The organism is Pseudonocardia alaniniphila (genome assembly GCF_022524485.1).
In the GTDB taxonomy this organism is placed as follows: Bacteria; Actinomycetota; Actinomycetes; order Mycobacteriales; family Pseudonocardiaceae; genus Pseudonocardia; species Pseudonocardia alaniniphila.
The window spans coordinates 254,392-271,522 of record NZ_JAKXMK010000006.1 but is presented as its reverse complement, the minus strand read 5'-3'; the positions used below and the strand labels follow the sequence as shown (position 1 = coordinate 271,522).

18 protein-coding genes and 1 riboswitch are annotated in these 17,131 nt (G+C 71.1%); of the genes, 10 read left to right on the top strand and 8 right to left on the bottom strand.

Features of this window, described 5'->3' with window-relative positions:
• The first annotated feature begins 192 nt into the window (after positions 1-192).
• Together MMF94_RS08045 and MMF94_RS08040 are read left to right on the top strand one after the other, a co-directional pair.
• The gene (locus MMF94_RS08045; protein WP_241035661.1) at positions 193-1,077 is read left to right on the top strand and encodes a 3-methyladenine DNA glycosylase; all 885 of its coding nucleotides are present in this window, start codon (positions 193-195) and stop codon (positions 1,075-1,077) included.
• A gap of 493 nt (positions 1,078-1,570) precedes the next feature.
• The gene (locus MMF94_RS08040) at positions 1,571-2,698 is read left to right on the top strand and encodes a M91 family zinc metallopeptidase (RefSeq protein WP_241035660.1); all 1,128 of its coding nucleotides are present in this window, start codon (positions 1,571-1,573) and stop codon (positions 2,696-2,698) included.
• Positions 2,699-2,862: 164 nt separating this feature from the next.
• On the opposite strand, the gene gcvP is transcribed toward MMF94_RS08040, so the two are convergent.
• From gcvP to clsA, 7 genes are all read right to left on the bottom strand, one after another.
• Entirely contained in the window at positions 2,863-5,751 is a 2,889-nt protein-coding gene (gene gcvP / locus MMF94_RS08035; protein ID WP_241035659.1) for an aminomethyl-transferring glycine dehydrogenase, read from the bottom strand.
• A gap of 152 nt (positions 5,752-5,903) precedes the next feature.
• Positions 5,904-6,012, bottom strand: a riboswitch (glycine riboswitch).
• A 57-nt stretch (positions 6,013-6,069) separates the two neighbouring features.
• The gene (locus tag MMF94_RS08030) at positions 6,070-7,269 is read right to left on the bottom strand and encodes an NAD(P)/FAD-dependent oxidoreductase (RefSeq protein ID WP_241035658.1); all 1,200 of its coding nucleotides are present in this window, start codon (positions 7,267-7,269) and stop codon (positions 6,070-6,072) included.
• Between the two features lie 184 nt (positions 7,270-7,453).
• A complete protein-coding gene (locus MMF94_RS08025) occupies positions 7,454-8,032 on the bottom strand; it encodes a MerR family transcriptional regulator (protein ID WP_169394762.1) in 579 nt (192 codons plus the stop codon).
• Positions 8,033-8,170: 138 nt separating this feature from the next.
• Positions 8,171-8,644: a bifunctional nuclease family protein gene (locus MMF94_RS08020; RefSeq protein ID WP_241035657.1), complete on the bottom strand. Its 474-nt coding sequence runs from the start codon at positions 8,642-8,644 to the stop codon at positions 8,171-8,173.
• A 103-nt stretch (positions 8,645-8,747) separates the two neighbouring features.
• On the bottom strand, positions 8,748-9,200 hold the full coding sequence (gene garA / locus MMF94_RS08015) for a glycogen accumulation regulator GarA (protein WP_241035656.1): 453 nt from the start codon (positions 9,198-9,200) through the stop codon (positions 8,748-8,750).
• 110 nt (positions 9,201-9,310) lie between these two features.
• On the bottom strand, positions 9,311-9,694 hold the full coding sequence (gene gcvH, locus MMF94_RS08010; protein ID WP_241035655.1) for a glycine cleavage system protein GcvH: 384 nt from the start codon (positions 9,692-9,694) through the stop codon (positions 9,311-9,313).
• Positions 9,695-9,703: 9 nt separating this feature from the next.
• Complete coding sequence (clsA, locus tag MMF94_RS08005) at positions 9,704-10,330, bottom strand: cardiolipin synthase ClsA (protein WP_241035654.1); 627 nt, start codon at positions 10,328-10,330, stop codon at positions 9,704-9,706.
• A 73-nt stretch (positions 10,331-10,403) separates the two neighbouring features.
• Here clsA and MMF94_RS08000 point away from each other — a divergent pair, with 73 nt between their 5' ends.
• The 5 genes from MMF94_RS08000 (at position 10,404) to MMF94_RS07980 (ending at position 15,580) form a co-directional block, all read left to right on the top strand.
• Positions 10,404-10,925 carry an OsmC family protein gene (locus tag MMF94_RS08000; protein ID WP_241035653.1) on the top strand — a complete coding sequence of 174 codons (522 nt, stop codon included), beginning with the start codon at positions 10,404-10,406 and terminating at the stop codon, positions 10,923-10,925.
• Positions 10,922-12,490, top strand: a complete 1,569-nt coding sequence (locus tag MMF94_RS07995; RefSeq protein ID WP_241035652.1) for an acetolactate synthase large subunit — start codon at positions 10,922-10,924, stop codon at positions 12,488-12,490. The genes MMF94_RS08000 and MMF94_RS07995 overlap by 4 nt, the downstream gene beginning before the upstream one ends.
• 164 nt (positions 12,491-12,654) lie before the next feature.
• Positions 12,655-13,548, top strand: coding sequence for an MEDS domain-containing protein (locus tag MMF94_RS07990; protein WP_241035651.1), 894 nt, complete (start codon positions 12,655-12,657; stop codon positions 13,546-13,548).
• Positions 13,545-14,504 (top strand): ATP-binding protein, encoded by a 960-nt coding sequence (locus MMF94_RS07985; protein ID WP_241035650.1) that lies wholly within the window; start codon positions 13,545-13,547, stop codon positions 14,502-14,504. The genes MMF94_RS07990 and MMF94_RS07985 overlap by 4 nt, the downstream gene beginning before the upstream one ends.
• A 290-nt stretch (positions 14,505-14,794) precedes the next feature.
• The gene (locus MMF94_RS07980) at positions 14,795-15,580 is read left to right on the top strand and encodes an AfsR/SARP family transcriptional regulator (RefSeq protein WP_241035649.1); all 786 of its coding nucleotides are present in this window, start codon (positions 14,795-14,797) and stop codon (positions 15,578-15,580) included.
• Between the two features lie 29 nt (positions 15,581-15,609).
• On the opposite strand, the gene MMF94_RS07975 is transcribed toward MMF94_RS07980, so the two are convergent.
• The gene (locus tag MMF94_RS07975; protein ID WP_241035648.1) at positions 15,610-16,146 is read right to left on the bottom strand and encodes an ATP-binding protein; all 537 of its coding nucleotides are present in this window, start codon (positions 16,144-16,146) and stop codon (positions 15,610-15,612) included.
• Between MMF94_RS07975 and MMF94_RS07970 the strand changes: the two genes are divergently transcribed.
• Genes MMF94_RS07970 through MMF94_RS07960 form a run of 3 tightly spaced genes read left to right on the top strand, consistent with a single transcriptional unit; the run spans position 16,145 to position 17,085 of the window.
• Positions 16,145-16,363: a hypothetical protein gene (locus tag MMF94_RS07970; protein WP_241035647.1), complete on the top strand. Its 219-nt coding sequence runs from the start codon at positions 16,145-16,147 to the stop codon at positions 16,361-16,363. The two genes, MMF94_RS07975 and MMF94_RS07970, sit on opposite strands and share 2 nt — an antisense overlap.
• The gene (locus tag MMF94_RS07965; protein ID WP_241035646.1) at positions 16,360-16,671 is read left to right on the top strand and encodes a DUF4235 domain-containing protein; all 312 of its coding nucleotides are present in this window, start codon (positions 16,360-16,362) and stop codon (positions 16,669-16,671) included. Before MMF94_RS07970 ends, MMF94_RS07965 begins: the two co-directional genes overlap by 4 nt.
• A 3-nt stretch (positions 16,672-16,674) precedes the next feature.
• Positions 16,675-17,085, top strand: coding sequence for a ChaB family protein (locus MMF94_RS07960; RefSeq protein ID WP_241035645.1), 411 nt, complete (start codon positions 16,675-16,677; stop codon positions 17,083-17,085).
• Positions 17,086-17,131 lie beyond the last annotated feature (46 nt).

The following is a 17,131-nucleotide window of genomic DNA, read 5'->3' as shown; positions in this document are numbered from 1 at the left end:
GAAGGGCAGCGCCTGATCGACCGTAGGTGCGAAGAATCGCAGATGATCGACCATTCGTTCACGTGCCCATTTCGGTTCCTGACCCACGACGGGAACTGCGAAAGCGATCGAGAAGAACGCACTCGGCGATGAGAGGAACCTGACGGCGCCCGCCCCGCTCACAGCGTTCGTCCGTCGGTACCGTGGACCGCCGTGACGACCCCGGCTCCCTCCGCAGCGCACACGCTGCTCGACGAGCCGGTGTGGCGCGAGCGCGCCGCCGCGCACCGGGCGCGTGTCGTGCGATGGACGTCGCCTCACCGGGAGCGCCGACGCCGCGGCGAGCCGCATCCCGTGATGGACTTCCTCTTCACCTACTACTCGCTCCGCCCGGCCCGGCTCGAGCAGTGGCAGCCGGGGCCCGGGCTCCTCCTGCGACGCGGGGACGCGCTGCTCGCGCTCCCGGGCCACGTCCGCGACGGCGACCACGTGCGGCTCGACGTGCACGCCTTGCCTCCCCGAATCGTCACGACGGCAGCCTTCGTGCGTGACCTGCTCGTGGCGACAGCCTCCCGCCCCGCCCGGTTGAGCTGCTTCGGGCTGCACGAGTGGGCGATGGTGTACCGCAGCGACGCACCCCGCCACTCAGCTGTTCCGCTACGGCTCGGGCCTGCGGGCACCGACGCCGTGGTCGAGTCGCTGCCGTTGCACTGCACGCACCACGACGCCTTCCGCTTCTTCACACGTGCCGCGGAACCGCTCAACGCCATCCGCCCGGAGCGCGCCGACCAGGTGGCGAACGAGCAGCCCGGCTGCCTGCACGCCACGATGGACCTCTACAAGTGGGCCTACAAACTCGCTCCGGCGACACCGGCCGAGCTGCTCGCCGACTGCTTCGCCCTTGCCGTGGAGGTGCGGGAGCTCGACATGCGCGCGAGCCCCTACGACCTGGCCGGCTACGGCTACTCCCCCATCCGTATCGAGACGCCTGCCGGACGGGCCGAGTACGCCCGCGCCCAGGCCGACTTCGCCCGGAGCGCCACTCCCCTGCGGCGCCGTCTCGTCGAGCTGTGCGAGGTCCTGCTCACGGATCGCTGAGCGGCGCCCCGGCGTGTGGTGGGTGTTGCTCGTCCTTGCTCGTTCTGGTCGTCAATCTTTGATCGACGGCATGTAAGCGTCAATGATTGATTGACAACGAAGGAATCAAGCTCGTCGAAGATTCCTGTATCAGGCCACGCCGAGGCACCCTCTTCGTGCTGCGGGCGGGTGGCCGGGAGGGGGTTCACCCGCCCGCACGGCTGTCACGGCGGTCTTGCTCTGAGTGACCACAACGTGCCCACTTCGGACCGCCCGTGACCAGCGGTTCTCTCTCCGTGAAGATCCTCGGTGATGTTGACCGCACTGATCTCGCGGCCTTGCCCGCTCTCGTCCGCGCCTGTGAACCTGACCGGTACCCCGGCGAAGAGGAATCGGCATGTACGCGCAAGAGCGGCCAAACACGGCCGAGGGAACCCCTCGTGGACGGCGACCGCCAGCCCGATCGACACCTGTCTCACGTCCACTGGTCCCGCGAGACTCGAACCCAGGAGCGGTGCGAGCCCTGCAACGAGCGGCGGGCAATGCGGCCGTGGTCGGCATGCTCCACGGTCCGGCCCGCACAGCTGTCGCCGGCCACGAGCACGCACAGCACTCGCTGGTGCACGACGTGCTGCGAACCGACTCGGCCGGCCCGGTGGCCGTGGTACAGCGGGCGCCCCGGCCGCAGGCACTGGACGACCCTATCCAGGGATTCGTCACGGAGATGATCGCCGAGGCCGACAAGATGATCGCGAAGACCAAGTCGCTCGGCTGGCGCGTCTGGTCGAAGCCGGCCAGGCAGAAGCACTGTGACGATCTCGGAACGGTTATCGACCAAGCCGAGCACATGATCTACCCCCAGTTGCACAACGTCGCGGCGACTCCGGCCGACGAGCGGCGGGAAGTCGATCTGAAGGCACTGCTCGACCAGATCCAGAACCGGCACCTCTCCTACGTCGACATCCTCCGCATCTACGACCTGCGCCCCGTCGCGCCGGATATCGACGCCGCCGACAGCAAGGCACTCGAGTCGCTCTCGCGCACATGGTCACGAATCACGAGCGGACAGGGAGTTTCGATCTCGGGCAAGCCCCGAGCATTCGGCGACGACCGTGACCCTGCCGAACTCGCCGGCTTCACGACCCAGATTCTGTCCGCTCATGCTCGGCTGCTGTCCCGCCAACGCGGCCGCGCCCTGGTCACCGACCTGGCCTCACGCCCTGGATCTCCTGCCGTCGGCGTCGTCCCCTACCACCCCGGGCAGGTCGAGTTCATGGGCGGGAACACCGACGTCGGGGCGGAGGCGATCGCGGACTCCGCGAATGCGCTCGCGCAGAACGAGGACACTGCGGGCAGCGGTTCCACCAGCACGGTCGCGGTTCCCTACGGCTTCAAGGACAGCGAGGGAGCCAAGCTGGGCGAACCTGTCACCCCTGCGTTTCTCGTGTACGGCCACGAACTGGTCCACGCGCAGCACAACATGCACGGCATCAATGTCAGGACGGTCGACGACGAGGAACTGGCGACCGTCTCCGGAACAGCGAAGTCTGATGCCCTGCACGCGAAGATCGGGCTCCCCCGCACCACGGAGGACATGCTCCGGGACGAACACAACCTTCCACGTCGGGGCGGATACACGTAATCGACGAGTGCCGATCGACGATCGGTACTCGTCCGTTGCTCGGTGTATCTGGTCAACGTTTCATTTTCGGAACGCTGGCGTCATTGATTCGTTGACATGTGAGGGAACTGCCTCGTGCGATGAGGGCGGCGTGGAGTGTCCGCCCTCATCGCACCGGCATCTCCTTACGAGTAGGCCTCCACGGGCGGGCAGCTGCACACGAGGTTGCGGTCACCGTGAGCACCGTCGATCCGGCGCACAGGAGGCCACACCTTGCGGTCGTGTACGCCCGGTGTGACGCCCGTCGGGTACGCGGCGAGCTCCCGCGGGTACGGGTGGTCCCACTTGTCCATCAGGCACGCCGCGGTGTGCGGCGCACCGCGCAGCGGGTTGTCCGTGACCGGCCACTCCCCCGCCGCCACACGGTCGATCTCCCCGCGGATCCCGATCATCGCGGTGACGAAGCGGTCGATCTCGGCGAGGTCCTCGCTCTCGGTGGGCTCCACCATCAGCGTGCCCGCCACAGGGAAGGACATCGTCGGCGCGTGCAGGCCGTAGTCGGCGAGCCGCTTCGCCACGTCGTCGACGGTCACGCCCGTGTCCCGGGTGATCCCGCGCAGGTCGAGGATGCACTCGTGGGCGACGTGCCCGTGCTCGCCCGCGTACAGCACCGGGTAGTGCTCACCGAGGCGCTTCGCCACGTAGTTGGCTGCCGCGATCGCACTGAGGGTGGCCCGGCGCAGACCGTCGGTTCCCATGAGCCGGATGTAGGCCCACGAGATCGGGAGCACCCCCGGGCTGCCGTGTGGCGCTGCCGACACGGCACCGACCCCCTCGGCACCGCCACGTCCTGGCAGGAACGGCGCCAGGTGCTCCGCCACCGCCACCGGACCGACGCCGGGCCCGCCTCCTCCGTGCGGGATGCAGAACGTCTTGTGGAGGTTGAGGTGGCTGACGTCGCCGCCGAACGCCCCCGGCCTCGCCAGTCCGACCAGCGCGTTCAGGTTCGCGCCGTCGACGTAGACCTGCCCGCCGGCCTCGTGCACCCGGTCGCACACCTCGCGGACCCGCACCTCGAACACGCCGTGCGTGGACGGGTAGGTGATCATGAGAGCCGCGAGAGAGGGGCCGTGCTCGGCGATCTTGGCGCGAAGGTCGTCGAGGTCGACGTCGCCGGTGGGGGACGTGGCCACCACGACCACCCGCATCCCGGCCATCACGGCCGAGGCCGCGTTGGTGCCATGGGCACTCGCCGGGATCAGGCAGACGTCCCGGTGCGTCTCACCCCGGCTGCGATGGTAGGCCGCGATCGCGAGCAGGCCCGCGAACTCGCCCTGGCTACCGGCGTTGGGCTGCAGCGACACGGCCGCGTACCCGGTGAGCTCGGCGAGCCACCGCTCCAGGTCGGCGATCAGCGCGAGCGTCCCCTCGGCGTCGGCCTCGGGGGCGAACGGGTGCATGTCGGCGAACGCCGGCCACGAGATCGGCTCCATCTCGACCGCGGCGTTGAGCTTCATCGTGCACGACCCGAGCGGGATCATCGTGCGGTCCAGCGCCATGTCGGCGTCGGCGAGCCTGCGCAGCCAGCGCATCAGCGAGGTCTCCGAGCGGTGCTCGTGGAAGACCGGGTGCGTGAGGTACTCGGTGGTGCGAAGCAGGCCCGGAGGGAGGACGTCCTCGGTGTCGAGGTCGATCGCGGTGGCGTCGGCGGTGACGCCGAACGCTGCCCATACAGCCTCCAGGTGCTCCACCGTGGTCACCTCGGAGCAGGCGATGCCCAGCGTGTCCTCATCCACGCGCCGCAGTGCGATCCCGGCGGCGTGGGCGGCGTCGGCCACCTCCGCCGCCCGTCCCGGCACCCGCGCCTGCACGGTGTCGAAGAACTCCCCGTGCAGCACCCCCACTCCCCCGGCCCGCAGCCCGGCGGCCAGCACAGCGGCCATGCGGTGCGCCCGGCGGGCGATCCGCCGCAGGCCGTCCGGCCCGTGGTAGACCGCGTAACACGCGGCGACGACAGCCAGGAGCACCTGCGCGGTACAGATGTTCGAGGTGGCCTTCTCACGGCGGATGTGCTGCTCACGCGTCTGCAGCGCCAGCCGCAGAGCCGGGTTGCCGTCGGCGTCGCGGGACAGGCCCACGAGCCGGCCCGGCAGCTGGCGCGCATGCTTCTGCTGCACCGACAGGTAACCGGCGTGCGGGCCACCGAAGCCGAGCGGCACCCCGAAGCGTTGGGTGGTGCCCACCGCCGCGTCGGCGCCCAGCTCACCGGGCGGCGTGAGCAGGGTGAGAGCCAGCAGGTCGGCGGCGACTGCCACCAGTGCTCCGCGCTCGTGTGCTTCGGCGATCAGGGACGACGGATCGGTGACCGCACCGGAAGCGCCGGGGTAGGACAGAAGGAGCCCGAACAGCTCACCCTCGGGCAGCCCGGCGTCCAGGTCCGCCACCACGAGATCGATACCCAGCGGCTCGGCGCGGGTGCGGAGCACCTCGATCGTCTGCGGCAGGGTGTCGGCGTCCACGACGAACCGCGGCGACGTGGCCCGCCCGGCCCGGCGCAGGAGGGTCATCGCCTCGGCGGCCGCGGTGGCCTCGTCGAGGAGGGAGGCCCCCGCGACGGGGAGCCCGGTGAGGTCGGCGACCGTGGTCTGGAAGGTCAGCAGCGCCTCGAGCCGGCCCTGGCTGATCTCCGGCTGGTAGGGCGTGTAGGCCGTGTACCAGGCCGGGTTCTCCAGCACGTTGCGGCGGATCACCGGCGGCGTGACCGTGCCCGAGTAGCCCAGCCCGATCATCGGGACGGTCACCGTGTTGCGCGCCGCGAGAGCCCGCAGCTCGGCGAGCACCTCCGGCTCGGACGCCGCGGGGGGCAAGGTGGAGGCGACAAGTGCTCGGTCGCGGATGGAGTCGGGCACCACCGCGTCGGCGAGGGCGTCGAGTGACTCCGCGCCGACCGCCGCCAGCATGGTGGACAGCTCCGCCGATCGCGGCCCGATGTGCCGATCGACGAACGGGAGACCCTGCTCGAGGTCGTGGAGCGTCGGGCGCTCCAGGGGATGCGGGGTGGGACGGTCGGTCACTGGACCTCCGGAGGTCGGGCAGGCGGCGGGCACGCAACTGCTGCCCTCCCCCTCTGTCCCCGCCCGGTCACCGGGCGCCTGAGAGATTCACCCCGTACAGAGCGGGCTTTCCCCGTCGGCGGACGGGCACGCCCGTCGCTTTCCAGAGGCGTCTCGCCCGGGCGGTCCAGGATGCCTGAGAGGTTCCGGGGAGGATTTGCTCCTTCGGCGCCCGATCCCCATCAATCGAGACGGCGACCGGGACTCTCCCGCGCGGGTTCAGCGACTACGCGTCACATCGTAGCCCTCTCCCGCCGCCTGCCCTCTCCGCGCCGTTTGTCAGAACTGTGAGCCCGGTCCCGCGCCGACGATGCGCCCGACGTTCTCGTCCGAGAAGAACTCGGCCGGCGAGGTGACCCCGGCGTTCACCCGCGCGAACCCGTCCATCGCCTGCTGGTTGCCGCACATGGCCACCAGCAGCTCCCGGAGCTCCGGTGACGGCGGGTCGAGCGACGCCAGGTCGGCCGTGAACTCGTACATCGGCAGAACATGCGCGTCCCGCGCCGACCGGTAGTCGCGCATCGCGAGGTCGAACGGGCGGGCACCGGAGAACGCCTCGTCCACTGCCGTCACGCACAGCTCGGCGTCCCGGAACGCGTCCTGGATCCCCTGCGCCGTGATGAAGTCCTTGTTGTAACCGGCGTCCCCCACCAGCGCCCAGCCCGGTCCGTAGGGCGTGCGGAAGAAGTTCGGCACGGCCATGCCGGCAAAGCGCGTCTCCCGTGTGCCGGCCCGGACGCGGTCGGCGAAGGCGGGAGCCATGTCGAGCATCGCCAGGAAGTTGCCCTCGACGTCGGTCCTGTTCGCAGCGTGCTCCCGGTACGGCCACCCGCCGACGACGAGCGTGAGGCCGTCGTTCGTCGGCCACGCCGCGAACGCCCGGTACGGCCGGACGTAGGCCTCGAAGCGTCCCTCCATCGGCAGCCCGCTCCAGTACGCGTAGTAGCCGGACAGCAGACGCGGCTTCTCGTGGTACCGCTCGGGCCGCACCCCACGAGCGACCAGCGATCGGAGGCCGTCCGCTCCGATGACCACTCGGGCCCGCTCGACGACCGGGCCGCCGCCCTGCCCATGCCCACGGACTCCCGTGACGCGTCCGTCCTCGACGAGCAGGCCGGTCACCGTGAACCGCTCCCGTAGCTCCGCCCCGGCCGCGGCGGCGGCACGGACGAGCACCTCGTCCAGCACGGTCCGGCGAGGGCCGTACGCCACGCCCGGGCTTCCCGTGATCGTGAACGGACCGAAGTCGAACGCGTAGGTGTCGATCGGCGGGCACCCCGTTGCGAGAACCTCGTCGAGCAGTCCCCATCTCCGAAGCGCCGCCACCCCGGGCGCATGCACCAGGTGTGTGGAGATCGTGTCGCTCGGGAAGATCGCGCGATCGACGAGCAGGACCGCGTACCCCTCGCGTGCCAGCAGCATCGCGGTCGGCGATCCGGCACACCGCGCGCCGACCACGATCGCGTCGTAGGTGCTCACCGGACGCCACCGTTCCTGTTACGCCCCCCTGGATGCGGGAGGGAACAGGATGGCCCGTCGTTGTCGGCGCGGGAAGGGCCGCTGCAGGCCGTTGATCGCTCCGAGATCAGCCGATGAGCCCTCGCGAGGGCGGCTACGCGGATCTCGCGACGAACTACTCGGCGCCGGGGAAGGCGCCGCGGCTTCAGCTGATGGCACGCCGAGCGCGGCGGCGGGACAGCTCGTCCTCCGGGCTCTCGTCGACGCTGCCGCCGTCGGCCCGCTCGACCGGGAAGTCCTTGATCGACCCGCTGATCTCACGCATCGCGCCGCTCACGGCGATGCCGAAGACGCCCTGCCCACCTTGCAGCAGGTCGACGACCTCTTCCGGTGACGAGCACTCGTAGACGGTGGTGCCGTCGCTGAACAGCGTGATGCCGGCGAGATCGCGGATGCCACGCCGGCGTAGGTGCTCGACCGCCACGCGGATGTTCTGCAGCGACACCCCGGCGTCCAGAAGCCGTTTGACGACCTTCAGGACGAGGACGTCCTTGAACGAGTAGAGCCGCTGCGATCCCGAGCCTGCCGCTCCACGGATGGACGGCACGACCAGACCCGTACGGGCCCAGTAGTCGAGCTGCCGATAGGTGATCCCCACAACCTGGCAGGCGGTAGGACCCCGGAACCCGACGAGCTGGTCCGGCATCCCGTCGAGGCCGGCCCCCAGCAGGGGATCGGGGAAGAGCTCACCCTGTTCAGGTGAGCCGGACGGCGGGTTCTCCACCGAACTCCTTCCGCCGGGGCCCGAAAGGCGGGCCGTCACGCCCGACGGTAAGCGGGTGCGCGCGACCGGTCAACGCGGCGCGCCGCCGCGAGTCACCCGGAACCGGGCGTGTCGAGACCGGATGGCCTCGGCCGGGTACTACGGCTGCGCGCCGCGAAAATCCTCCGGCGAGATCGAGTCCAGGAACTCCCGGAACTTCTCGACCTCATCCTCCTGCTCGTCGGGGATGACCAGCCCGGCCTCTGCCAGCACGCTTTCGTCGGCGTGGATCGGCACCCCGATGCGCAACGCGAGCGCCACCGAGTCGCTCGGCCGGGCCGACACCTTGACGCCGCCGTCGAAGACGAGCTCGGCGTAGAACGTGCCCTCCTGGAGATCGGTGATCCGCACCTGCTCCAGCCTGCGGCCCAACCCCGTGATCACGTCCTTGAGCAGGTCGTGGGTCAGCGGTCGGGCTGGTTTGACTCCCTGCTGCTCCAGGGCGATCGCAGTGGCCTCGACCGAACCGATCCAAATCGGGAGGTACCGGTCGCCGCTGGTCTCCCGCAGCAGGAGGATCGGCTGGTTCGCGGGCAATTCAACCCGGACACCCACGACGCGCATCTCGCTCATGCGCTTCCCTCCTCCTGACGGTCCTGCAGTGTCGACGCTACACGGCGCACCCGGCCCGCGCCCGCCTCCGGACGGGCGTCGAGCCGCCGTATTGCGCCAGTCCTCAGCCTGTGGCGCCGGGCTCGCGCGGCCCGGTGAGGAACACGAGCCGGAACTTGCCGATCTGCACCTCGTCGCCGTTGGCCAGAACAGCGGTGTCGACCGGCTCCCGGTTGACGTAGGTGCCGTTGAGGCTGCCGACGTCGACGACGACGAACTCGCCGGCGTCACTGCGGAACTCGGCGTGGCGGCGCGAGACCGTGACGTCGTCGAGGAAGATGTCGCTGTCGGGGTGGCGCCCCGCGCTCGTGGACGGCCGGTCGAGGAGGAACCGCGACCCCGCATTGGGCCCGCGCTTGACCACCAGCAGGGCTGCTCCTGCAGGTAGCGCGTCGACGCCGGAGACCGGCTGGTCCTGGGCGGGGGGCTCGACCTCGGAGAGGAAGTCCGCTCGGAAGACCGAGGTGGTCTCCGGGGAGCGCTCCGGGGGCACGCCGGGCCCGTCGTTCGTGGTCACCTCGGGGTCTCCTCCTGCATGGATGTAGCAACGTTCATTTGTGATCTGTGCGGCCCACGTGCCGTGGGTTCCGCAAACCTACCGCGCGGCGGCGTCCGGTTCCGGCCCGGTCAGCTTCCCGTGAGCTCGCCGTACGCCGTCGCGTCGAGCAGGTCGCCCAGTGCGGCGGCATCGTCGGCCAGCCGGACGTCCATCATCCAACCTGCCTGGTAGGGCCCCGAATTGATCAGCTCGGGGCTGTTCTCGAGAGAGTCGTTGACCGCGACGACCGTGCCGGACACGGGAGCGTAGATATCCGACACCGACTTGGTGGACTCGACCTCGCCGACAGCCGCACCAGCGGTGACGGTGTCACCGACCGCGGGCAGCTGCACGAAGACGACGTCACCGAGCTGGGACTGGGCGTGATCGGTGATGCCGATCCGAACCACCCCGTCCCCCAGGTCGCGCACCCACTCGTGGGCTTCGGTGTAGCGAAGGTCCTCGGGAATCACGCGAGGAGCCTAGTCCCCGCCTCCGAGACGGCCACCGACCCCCGGCGGCTGCACCGGCGACCGCATCGCGAGTACGAACTGCGTCAGATACAGCGCCCCTGAGTACAGGTAGAGCGCCGTGCCCCAGATCGCGAAGCCGTACCCGAACGGCCGGGCGAGCTCGCCCCAGAAGCCCGTGTTCTGACCGAGCAGGAGCAGCGGAAACGCGTACAACAACAGGAACGTGGCGCCCTTGCCGAGGTAGGTCACCCGATAGGGGGCATAGCCCCGGCGACGCAGCACGGGAAGCGTGGCCGCCAGCACCAGGTCGCGGCAGACCAGCGCCACCACTCCCCACCATGGCACCACGTCGCGCGCGCCGAGCGCGATCAGCGCGGCCAGGATGTAGAGCCGGTCGACCGCGGGGTCGAGCAGGGCGCCGAGGCGGCTGTACTGCCCGAGCAGTCTGGCGAGCTTGCCGTCGAGCCAGTCCGTGAAGCCGCCGACGGCCAGCACGAGGATCGCCCACCCATCGGCGCGCGGCACGAGGAGCAGGTAGAGGAACAGCGGTACCCCGGCCAGCCGCAGCACGCTGAGCAGGTTCGGGACCGTCACGATGCGGTCGGCCCGGGGCCGCGTCGTCGGCAGGTCGGGCACGTCAGGAGCCTACTGGTGCGGCCGGCTCGGCTCGCGGCTGCACAGGACGCCCCGGCCAAGGCAGGATCATCACATGGACGCTTCCGCTCTCAAGGAGATGCAGGCCCCGCTCAAGGCGCAGTACCGGGACGATCCCACCACCGCGCTCATCACTCTGAAGGCCGAGGGAGAACTCGACGGCACCGGCGTGGCCTGCCGGGTCCGCACCGCAACTGCGCTGGCCGAGGCCGGCCTGCACCCGGCCACCGGCGGTGACGGCTCGCAGCTGTGCTCCGGGGACATGCTCCTGGAGGCGCTCGTCGCCTGTGCGGGCGTCACCCTACGCGCGGTCGCCACCAACATGGGGCTCGATGTGAGCGGCACGGTGCACGCCGAGGGCGACCTGGACTTCCGCGGCACGCTCGGCGTCGACAAGGAGGCACCGGTCGGGTTCCGCGACATCCGCCTGACCTTCGACCTCGCCACCAGCGCAGACGCCGACCAGGTCGCCACCCTCATCAAGCTGACGGAGCGCTACTGCGTGGTGCTGCAGACGCTGGTGTCATCGCCCGCCACGTCCGTGCACGTGAACACCGCCGGCACCGCCGCACAGTGAACGGGGCCCGCGCACTCATCCGGTCCTTGGTGGCGAGCGGGGTCGAGGTCTGCTTCGCCAATCCCGGCACATCGGAGATGCACTTCGTGGCGGCCCTCGACGCGGTGCCGCAGATGCGTGCCGTGCTGACCTTGTTCGAGGGCGTCGCCACCGGCGCGGCCGACGGCTACGCACGGATGGCGGGCCGGCCGGCCGCCACCCTGCTGCACCTCGGTCCGGGCCTGGGCAACGGGCTGGCCAACCTGCACAACGCCCGCAAGGCGGGGGCGCCGATCGTCAACATCGTCGGCGACCACGCCATCGAGCACATGAAGTTCGACGCGCCGCTGCAGTCGGACATCGGGCCCGTCGCCGGATCGGTGTCGGGCTGGGTGCGCCACAGCGCGAGCACCGCCGACGTCGGATCCGACGCCGCGGCGGCGGTCGCCGCGGCCCGGGAGGGCCAGGTCGCCACGCTCGTGCTGCCTGCGGACGTCAGCTGGGCGCAGGACGGCGGAAGCGTCGCGGAGCCGCTGCCGACCGCTCCCCTGCAGCCTGCCGACCCCGATGCCCTTCGGTCCGCGGCGCGCGCACTGCGGTCGGGCGAACCGTGCGTGCTGTTGGTGGGCGGCGACGCCACGCGGGCCGACGGCCTGGCCGCCGCCGACCGGATCGCGGCGGCGACCGGCGCCAGGGTCCTGGCCGAGACGTTCCCGACCCGGATGGAGCGGGGCGCCGGCGTGGTCCCGGTGGAGCGGGTGGCCTACCCCGTCGACGTGGCGCTTCGCCAGCTCGCCGGGGCGCGCCACCTGGTGCTCGCCGGCGCCCGGTCCCCGGTGGCGTTCTTCGCCTACCCCGACAAGCCCTCCGAGCTGGCGCCCGCGGACTGCGAGATCCACCCGCTCGTGCCGGGCCGTGACGGGCTCGCCACCGCCGCGCTGGAGGAGCTCGCCGACCTCCTCGCGCCGGGCACGACCGCGAGGACCGCGGAGCTCGCGCGCCCCGCGCTCCCGAGCGGTGCCCTGACCGTCCAGACCGCCGCTGCGGTCGTCGGCGCCCTGCTGCCCGAGGGGGCGGTGGTCGTGGACGAGGCGGTCACATCCGGCACGGGGCTGCCCGCGGCGACGGCGACGGCACCACGCCACGACTGGCTCACGGCCGTCGGCGGGTCCATCGGTTGGGGCCTGCCCGCCGCCACCGGGGCCGCGGTGGCCTGCCCCGACCGGCCGGTCTGGTGCCTGCAGGCCGACGGGAGCGCCATGTACACGATCTCGGCGCTGTGGACCCATGCCCGCGAGGCACTCGACATCACCACCGTCGTCTACAACAACAGCGCCTACGCCATCCTGCGGATGGAGCTGCAGCACGTCGGTGCCGCGGGGCTCGTCGAGAACGGCGGGGAGCGGGCCAGGGCCCTGTTCGATCTCGGCAGGCCGGACCTCGACTTCGTCGCGCTCGCCCGGGGAATGGGGGTCCCGGCGGTCCGGGTACACACCGCCGAGGAGATGATCGAGGCTCTCCGGAGGGCCTCGGCCGAGCCCGGGCCGCACCTCGTGGAGGCGATGGTCCCGCCGCTCGTGCCCTGACAGGCCCGTTCGTCGCGGCAGGTCGCCGGTTCGTCCCACCCCCCGCCGGGAACGTCCCTTTTCCCGGGGTGTCGGACGTAGAGTGTCGTTCACGTGACGCAGCGTTCTGTCCGTGATCGGGCCGCCGCGTCGGGGACATGCCGGGCGGCTCCGCGGGAAGCGTGATGGTGAGAACGGTCGAGGACCTACGGACCGTCGACCATGCCTGCGCCATTCCGGTGAGCGACGAGCAGCTCTGGGAGATGACGTCCGCGTTCGTCGCCGACGGCCTGGCAGCGGGCGAGCAGGTGGTGTACTTCGACGACGGCACCGCCGACTGCGTCATCGAACGGCTGGCCGACGACTGCGTGCCGATCGCGGAGTCGCTGCACGACGGCAGCCTGATCGTGGTGCCGCCCGACACCACTCGCGCCACACTGCGCAGCCCACCCCCGTACGTGCAGGACCTCATCTGCGGCACCGTCGACGACGCGGTCGAGCGGGGCTACACCGGCGTGCGGCTCACCGGGCAGCTGAGCTACGCCCTGCAGCGTGCGGGCGGTGTCTCGCTGCTCCAGTACGACGACGCGTTCGACGAGGTCATCCGCGTGCGCCCGGCCCGGCTGCTGTGTCTCTACGACCGCCGCCGGTTCCCCGACGGCGCCATCGAGGAGCTGCGCGCCCGCCACCACACCGAGCTCGTCGTCCCCGCGATCTACGACGACAACCTGTTGCGCATCACGAGCACCGGGCCCGGCTGCGCCCGGCTGGCAGGCGAGGTGGACCACAGCAACCGCCCACGCATCCGCAGGCTGCTCGAGACGGCGCTGGACGACGCACTGCGATCCCACGCCGGCCCCACCGACATCACGCTCGACCTGGCCTCGCTGCGGTTCCTCGACGTCGCGGCCGCCGTCAGCCTCGTGCACGCGGCGGAGGAGTTCCCCAGCTCCCACCGCCTGATCCTCACCGGCGTGCGGCCGCGCGTGGTGCGCGTCCTCGACCGCTGCGGCGCTCCCTTCGCCGCCCAGCTCGTCGTCAAGACCCGGCCCGACCACACGCTCCCGGAGGCCCGATGAGGATCGAGACCACCCGGTCGGCCGTCGCGGTCCGCCTGGAGCACGCGGTCGGCTACTACAGCACCGACGCCGAACTGCTCGCCCAGCTCGTTCCGCTGGCCCTCGCGGGTCTCGAACGGGGCGACCCGGTGGCGCTCGCGCTGCGTCCGCGCACGCTGCGGGCCGTGTACGCCGAGCTGGGCCGGGCAGCGGGGCTCGTCGAGCTCAGCAGCCCCATCGGGCCCGACGGCGCATCCGGTCAGACGGTGGCCGCTCGCTGGGCCCTGGAGGTGCGGGAGCTGACCTCCACCACCGGCGGCCCCGTCATCGTGCTCAGCGAGCACATCAGCGCCTTCGACGGCGCCGACGGCGGCTTCTGGACCGAGCTGGACGCCGCGGTGAACGTCGCGCTGACAGATCTCCCGGTGCACATGACGTGCTTCTTCCCGGAGCTGCCGCTACACCTGGAGATCCTCGACGGGGCCCGGCGCAACCACCCGTTGCTGCTGGTTGGAGGGCGGTTGCTGCACAACACCCAGCATCGCTGCCCGCGCGACGTGCTCGCGATGCGGCCGGCTCCGGCCCCCACGCTGCTGGGCCCGCCCGACGTCCGCATGACGTTCAGCGCGTGGCAGCTGCACGAGGTGCGCTCGGCGGTCGAGGAATCCCTGCACACCGCAGGCTATGGCCGCACGCGCGCCGAGGACCTGGTTCTCGCCGTGAACGAGGTGGCCACCAACGCCGTCGAGCACGGCGCGCCCGAGGCGGAGCTGGCCATCTGGACCAGCACGGGCGGTGGGGTGGTGTGCGAGATCCACGACCGTGGAGCCCTCACCGACCCGCTACCGGGCCTGCAGGCGCCCCATCCCGCCGACCCTCGCGGTCGTGGTGTCTGGATCGCGCGTCAATTATGCGATTCGCTGCATGTATGGGCCGATCGATGGGGCACCCATGTCCGCATGCACGCCAGTCCGTGACGTAAGATCTGCACGGCGCGTCACCCTGGAAACCGCGGGTGTGACGAATATGCCCCTTGGCAACACGCCCGGTCGGGAGAAGACTCCTTCGCGGACTCGTGCGCCATCGGGCAGCGCCGACACGCCACACACGCACGCGTAGCACCACATTTCGAGCACCACCATAAGCGTCACCACATTCGGGCACCATCACATTTGGGATGACCATGTCTGACGACCAGCGACGATCTCGCATGATGCAGGCTCACTCCCGCATTCAGCGACGGGTCTCTGTGCTCGGTTCATTCACCTTGACCACCGACGGTGCCACCGTCCCGCTCGGGGTCGACTCACGCAGGCTTGTGGCGTATCTCGCCGTGCATCCGCGGCCCCAGGAGCGCACGAGCCTCGCCGCGGACCTGTGGCCGGGAGTACCCACCGACGCGGCGGTACGCCTGCTCGCCGACGCCGCCACCGCCGTTGACGTACCGGAGCTGTTCGCCGACGAGGACGAGAGCGGCCCGTTGGCGCTGGCCGCCGACGTCGAGGTCGACCTCGCCGACGCACTGGGGCTCGTGCGTGCGATGCCCGACATCCCGACCAACCACGACCCCGACATCTCGCTGCTGTCCGCCGACATCCTGCCCGGCTGGACCGCCCCCTGGATCGCCGTCGAACGCGAGCGGTTCCGCCAGCTGCGGCTGCACGCGCTCGAGGAGCGCAGCCTGCGACTGACGTCCGCCGCCCGGTACGAGGAGGCGGTGGCGATCGCGAAGAGCGCCGTGCAGACCGCCCCCAGCCGCGAGAGCGCCCGCCGCGTCCTCATCGAGGCCTACCTCGGGCAGGGCGACATCGCGGCCGCGGTCGCCGAGTTCGACGACTACCAGGAGCTGCTGCGCTCGAGCGTCGGCGGGCCCGCGTCGACCGGGCTGGAGGCGCTGTTCCCGCCCTCGCCGGTGTGGCCGGTGCTCCGGGCGCGCCGCACGATGCCTCGCTCCGCCGTGCAGCTGCCGGGCCTGCGCTCGGTGCGCGGCGCCACCCCCAGCACCCGACGGCTCGTCGCCGGTGGCTCGGTTCCCGGCCCGTCGCAACGCTGACCCCAGCACGTCTGCGGGGCCGACAACTCCTAGAACGGGCGCAGCGGGACCTCGAAGCACACCCGGGTCCCCTGCCGCGAGCTCACCACCCGCAGCCGCTGCGAGAGCCGTCCGATCATGGTGAGACCACGGCCACGGTAGCCCGGGCGATCCGGCGCGGGCCGCCACCGGCCGTGGTCGGTCACCATGACCGCCACGACTGGTAGCGGCTCGTTGGCCAGCACCTCCAGCTCCACCTCCACGGTGGGCACCACGTCCGGCTCCTCGGAACCGGACTGCCGGTAGGCGTGTTCCACGCCGTTCGACACCGCCTCGCCGACCGCCAGCTGCAGGTCGATCACCACGTCCTCGGGGAGCCGTTGCTGCCCCGCCCACGCGGCGATCCGGCTGCGGATCGCCCGCAGCTCCGCCGCCCGGGCATGGTGCCGCAGCCGCAACCGGCGTCCGCCCGGCCGTCGGTCGGCCAGCGGCCTGATCGCGCCGTCATCCACCACGATCCTGTGGTGCCCGTCCACGGCAGGGCCAAACCGTGTCGGCGGGGAGCCGATCGGGTACTCGCTGCTCATGCATGGTTCATCCGAGCCCGACGTCGCCTCCGATCCCCACCTCGCGCGGACCCGCGAGGCCGGCGGCGTCGACCGCGACAGCGAAGAGCGCCCCGACGGGCCGAGCACCACGGGCACCGGCGAGAACGAGGAGTTCGTCGGCCGGGTGGCAGGCCAGGACGCCGGCTACGCCGGGGAGACCGGGGCCGAGGCGCGTGCCGAGGAGCCGCAGCGATGAAGCGCGACGGGAACGAGCTGACCGGCCTGGCGAAGATCGCCTACAAGCCCATCGGTCTCATCTTCGGCCTGCTCGGAGGGCTGCTGGCCGGCCAGGTCTTCGCCCTGGTGTGGAAGAAGCTGTCGCACGAGGACGAGGCTCCGCTGCCCCTCTCCGACGACTACACCACACGCGAGGTGCTCCTCGCCGCCACACTGCAGGGCGCGATCTTCGGCCTGATCAAGACAGCGGTGGACCGCTACGGGATGAAGGGCGTGCGGCGGTTCCTGGACACGCCACCGCGGCCGCGCACGCGCACGGAGGTGTAGTGCATGCCGGCAGAGGACCAGGTCCCGAGCACGGTGCGGCGTTCGGACGACAAGGCCGAGCGGACGTGGGAGAAGACCTACGACTCGGCGCTCGAGACCTACGACGACGATGGCGCCCGGGCCCACCGTGTGGCGTTCGCCGCGTTGAAGCGCAGCTACGAGAAGGTCGGCGACCACTGGGAGCCCAAGGAGGAGAAGGGTCCCTCCGACGAGCGGGCCGCCGAAGGTGGGCTCGACAGCGATCGGCCCACGGCGGGCGGAGTGGACGCGAACGCCTCGAAGCGGCACCTCCAGGATGTTGCGAGGAGGCTCGACGTCCCCGGCCGCTCGTCGATGACCAAGGACGAGCTGGTCGACGCGATCGGCAAGGCCAACGACCGGGAAACGGCGAAAGCACGCGACAAGAAGAAGTAGGCGCGACAGGGCGGCGGGCACCTGCGCCGAGGTGCCCGCCGCACCG

Excerpts from the sequence above, each read along its gene's own strand:
- MMF94_RS08020 (WP_241035657.1), bottom strand. The coding sequence starts at position 8,644 with ATGAGCGAGATGCGCGTCGTGGGTGTCCGGGTTGAATTGCCCGCGAAC.
- MMF94_RS08000 (WP_241035653.1), top strand. The coding sequence starts at position 10,404 with ATGGACGCTTCCGCTCTCAAGGAGATGCAGGCCCCGCTCAAGGCGCAG.
- MMF94_RS07990 (WP_241035651.1), top strand. The coding sequence starts at position 12,655 with ATGGTGAGAACGGTCGAGGACCTACGGACCGTCGACCATGCCTGCGCC.
- MMF94_RS07985 (WP_241035650.1), top strand. The coding sequence starts at position 13,545 with ATGAGGATCGAGACCACCCGGTCGGCCGTCGCGGTCCGCCTGGAGCAC.
- MMF94_RS07970 (WP_241035647.1), top strand. The coding sequence starts at position 16,145 with ATGCATGGTTCATCCGAGCCCGACGTCGCCTCCGATCCCCACCTCGCG.
- MMF94_RS07975 (WP_241035648.1), bottom strand. The coding sequence starts at position 16,146 with ATGAGCAGCGAGTACCCGATCGGCTCCCCGCCGACACGGTTTGGCCCT.
- MMF94_RS07965 (WP_241035646.1), top strand. The coding sequence starts at position 16,360 with ATGAAGCGCGACGGGAACGAGCTGACCGGCCTGGCGAAGATCGCCTAC.
- MMF94_RS07960 (WP_241035645.1), top strand. The coding sequence starts at position 16,675 with ATGCCGGCAGAGGACCAGGTCCCGAGCACGGTGCGGCGTTCGGACGAC.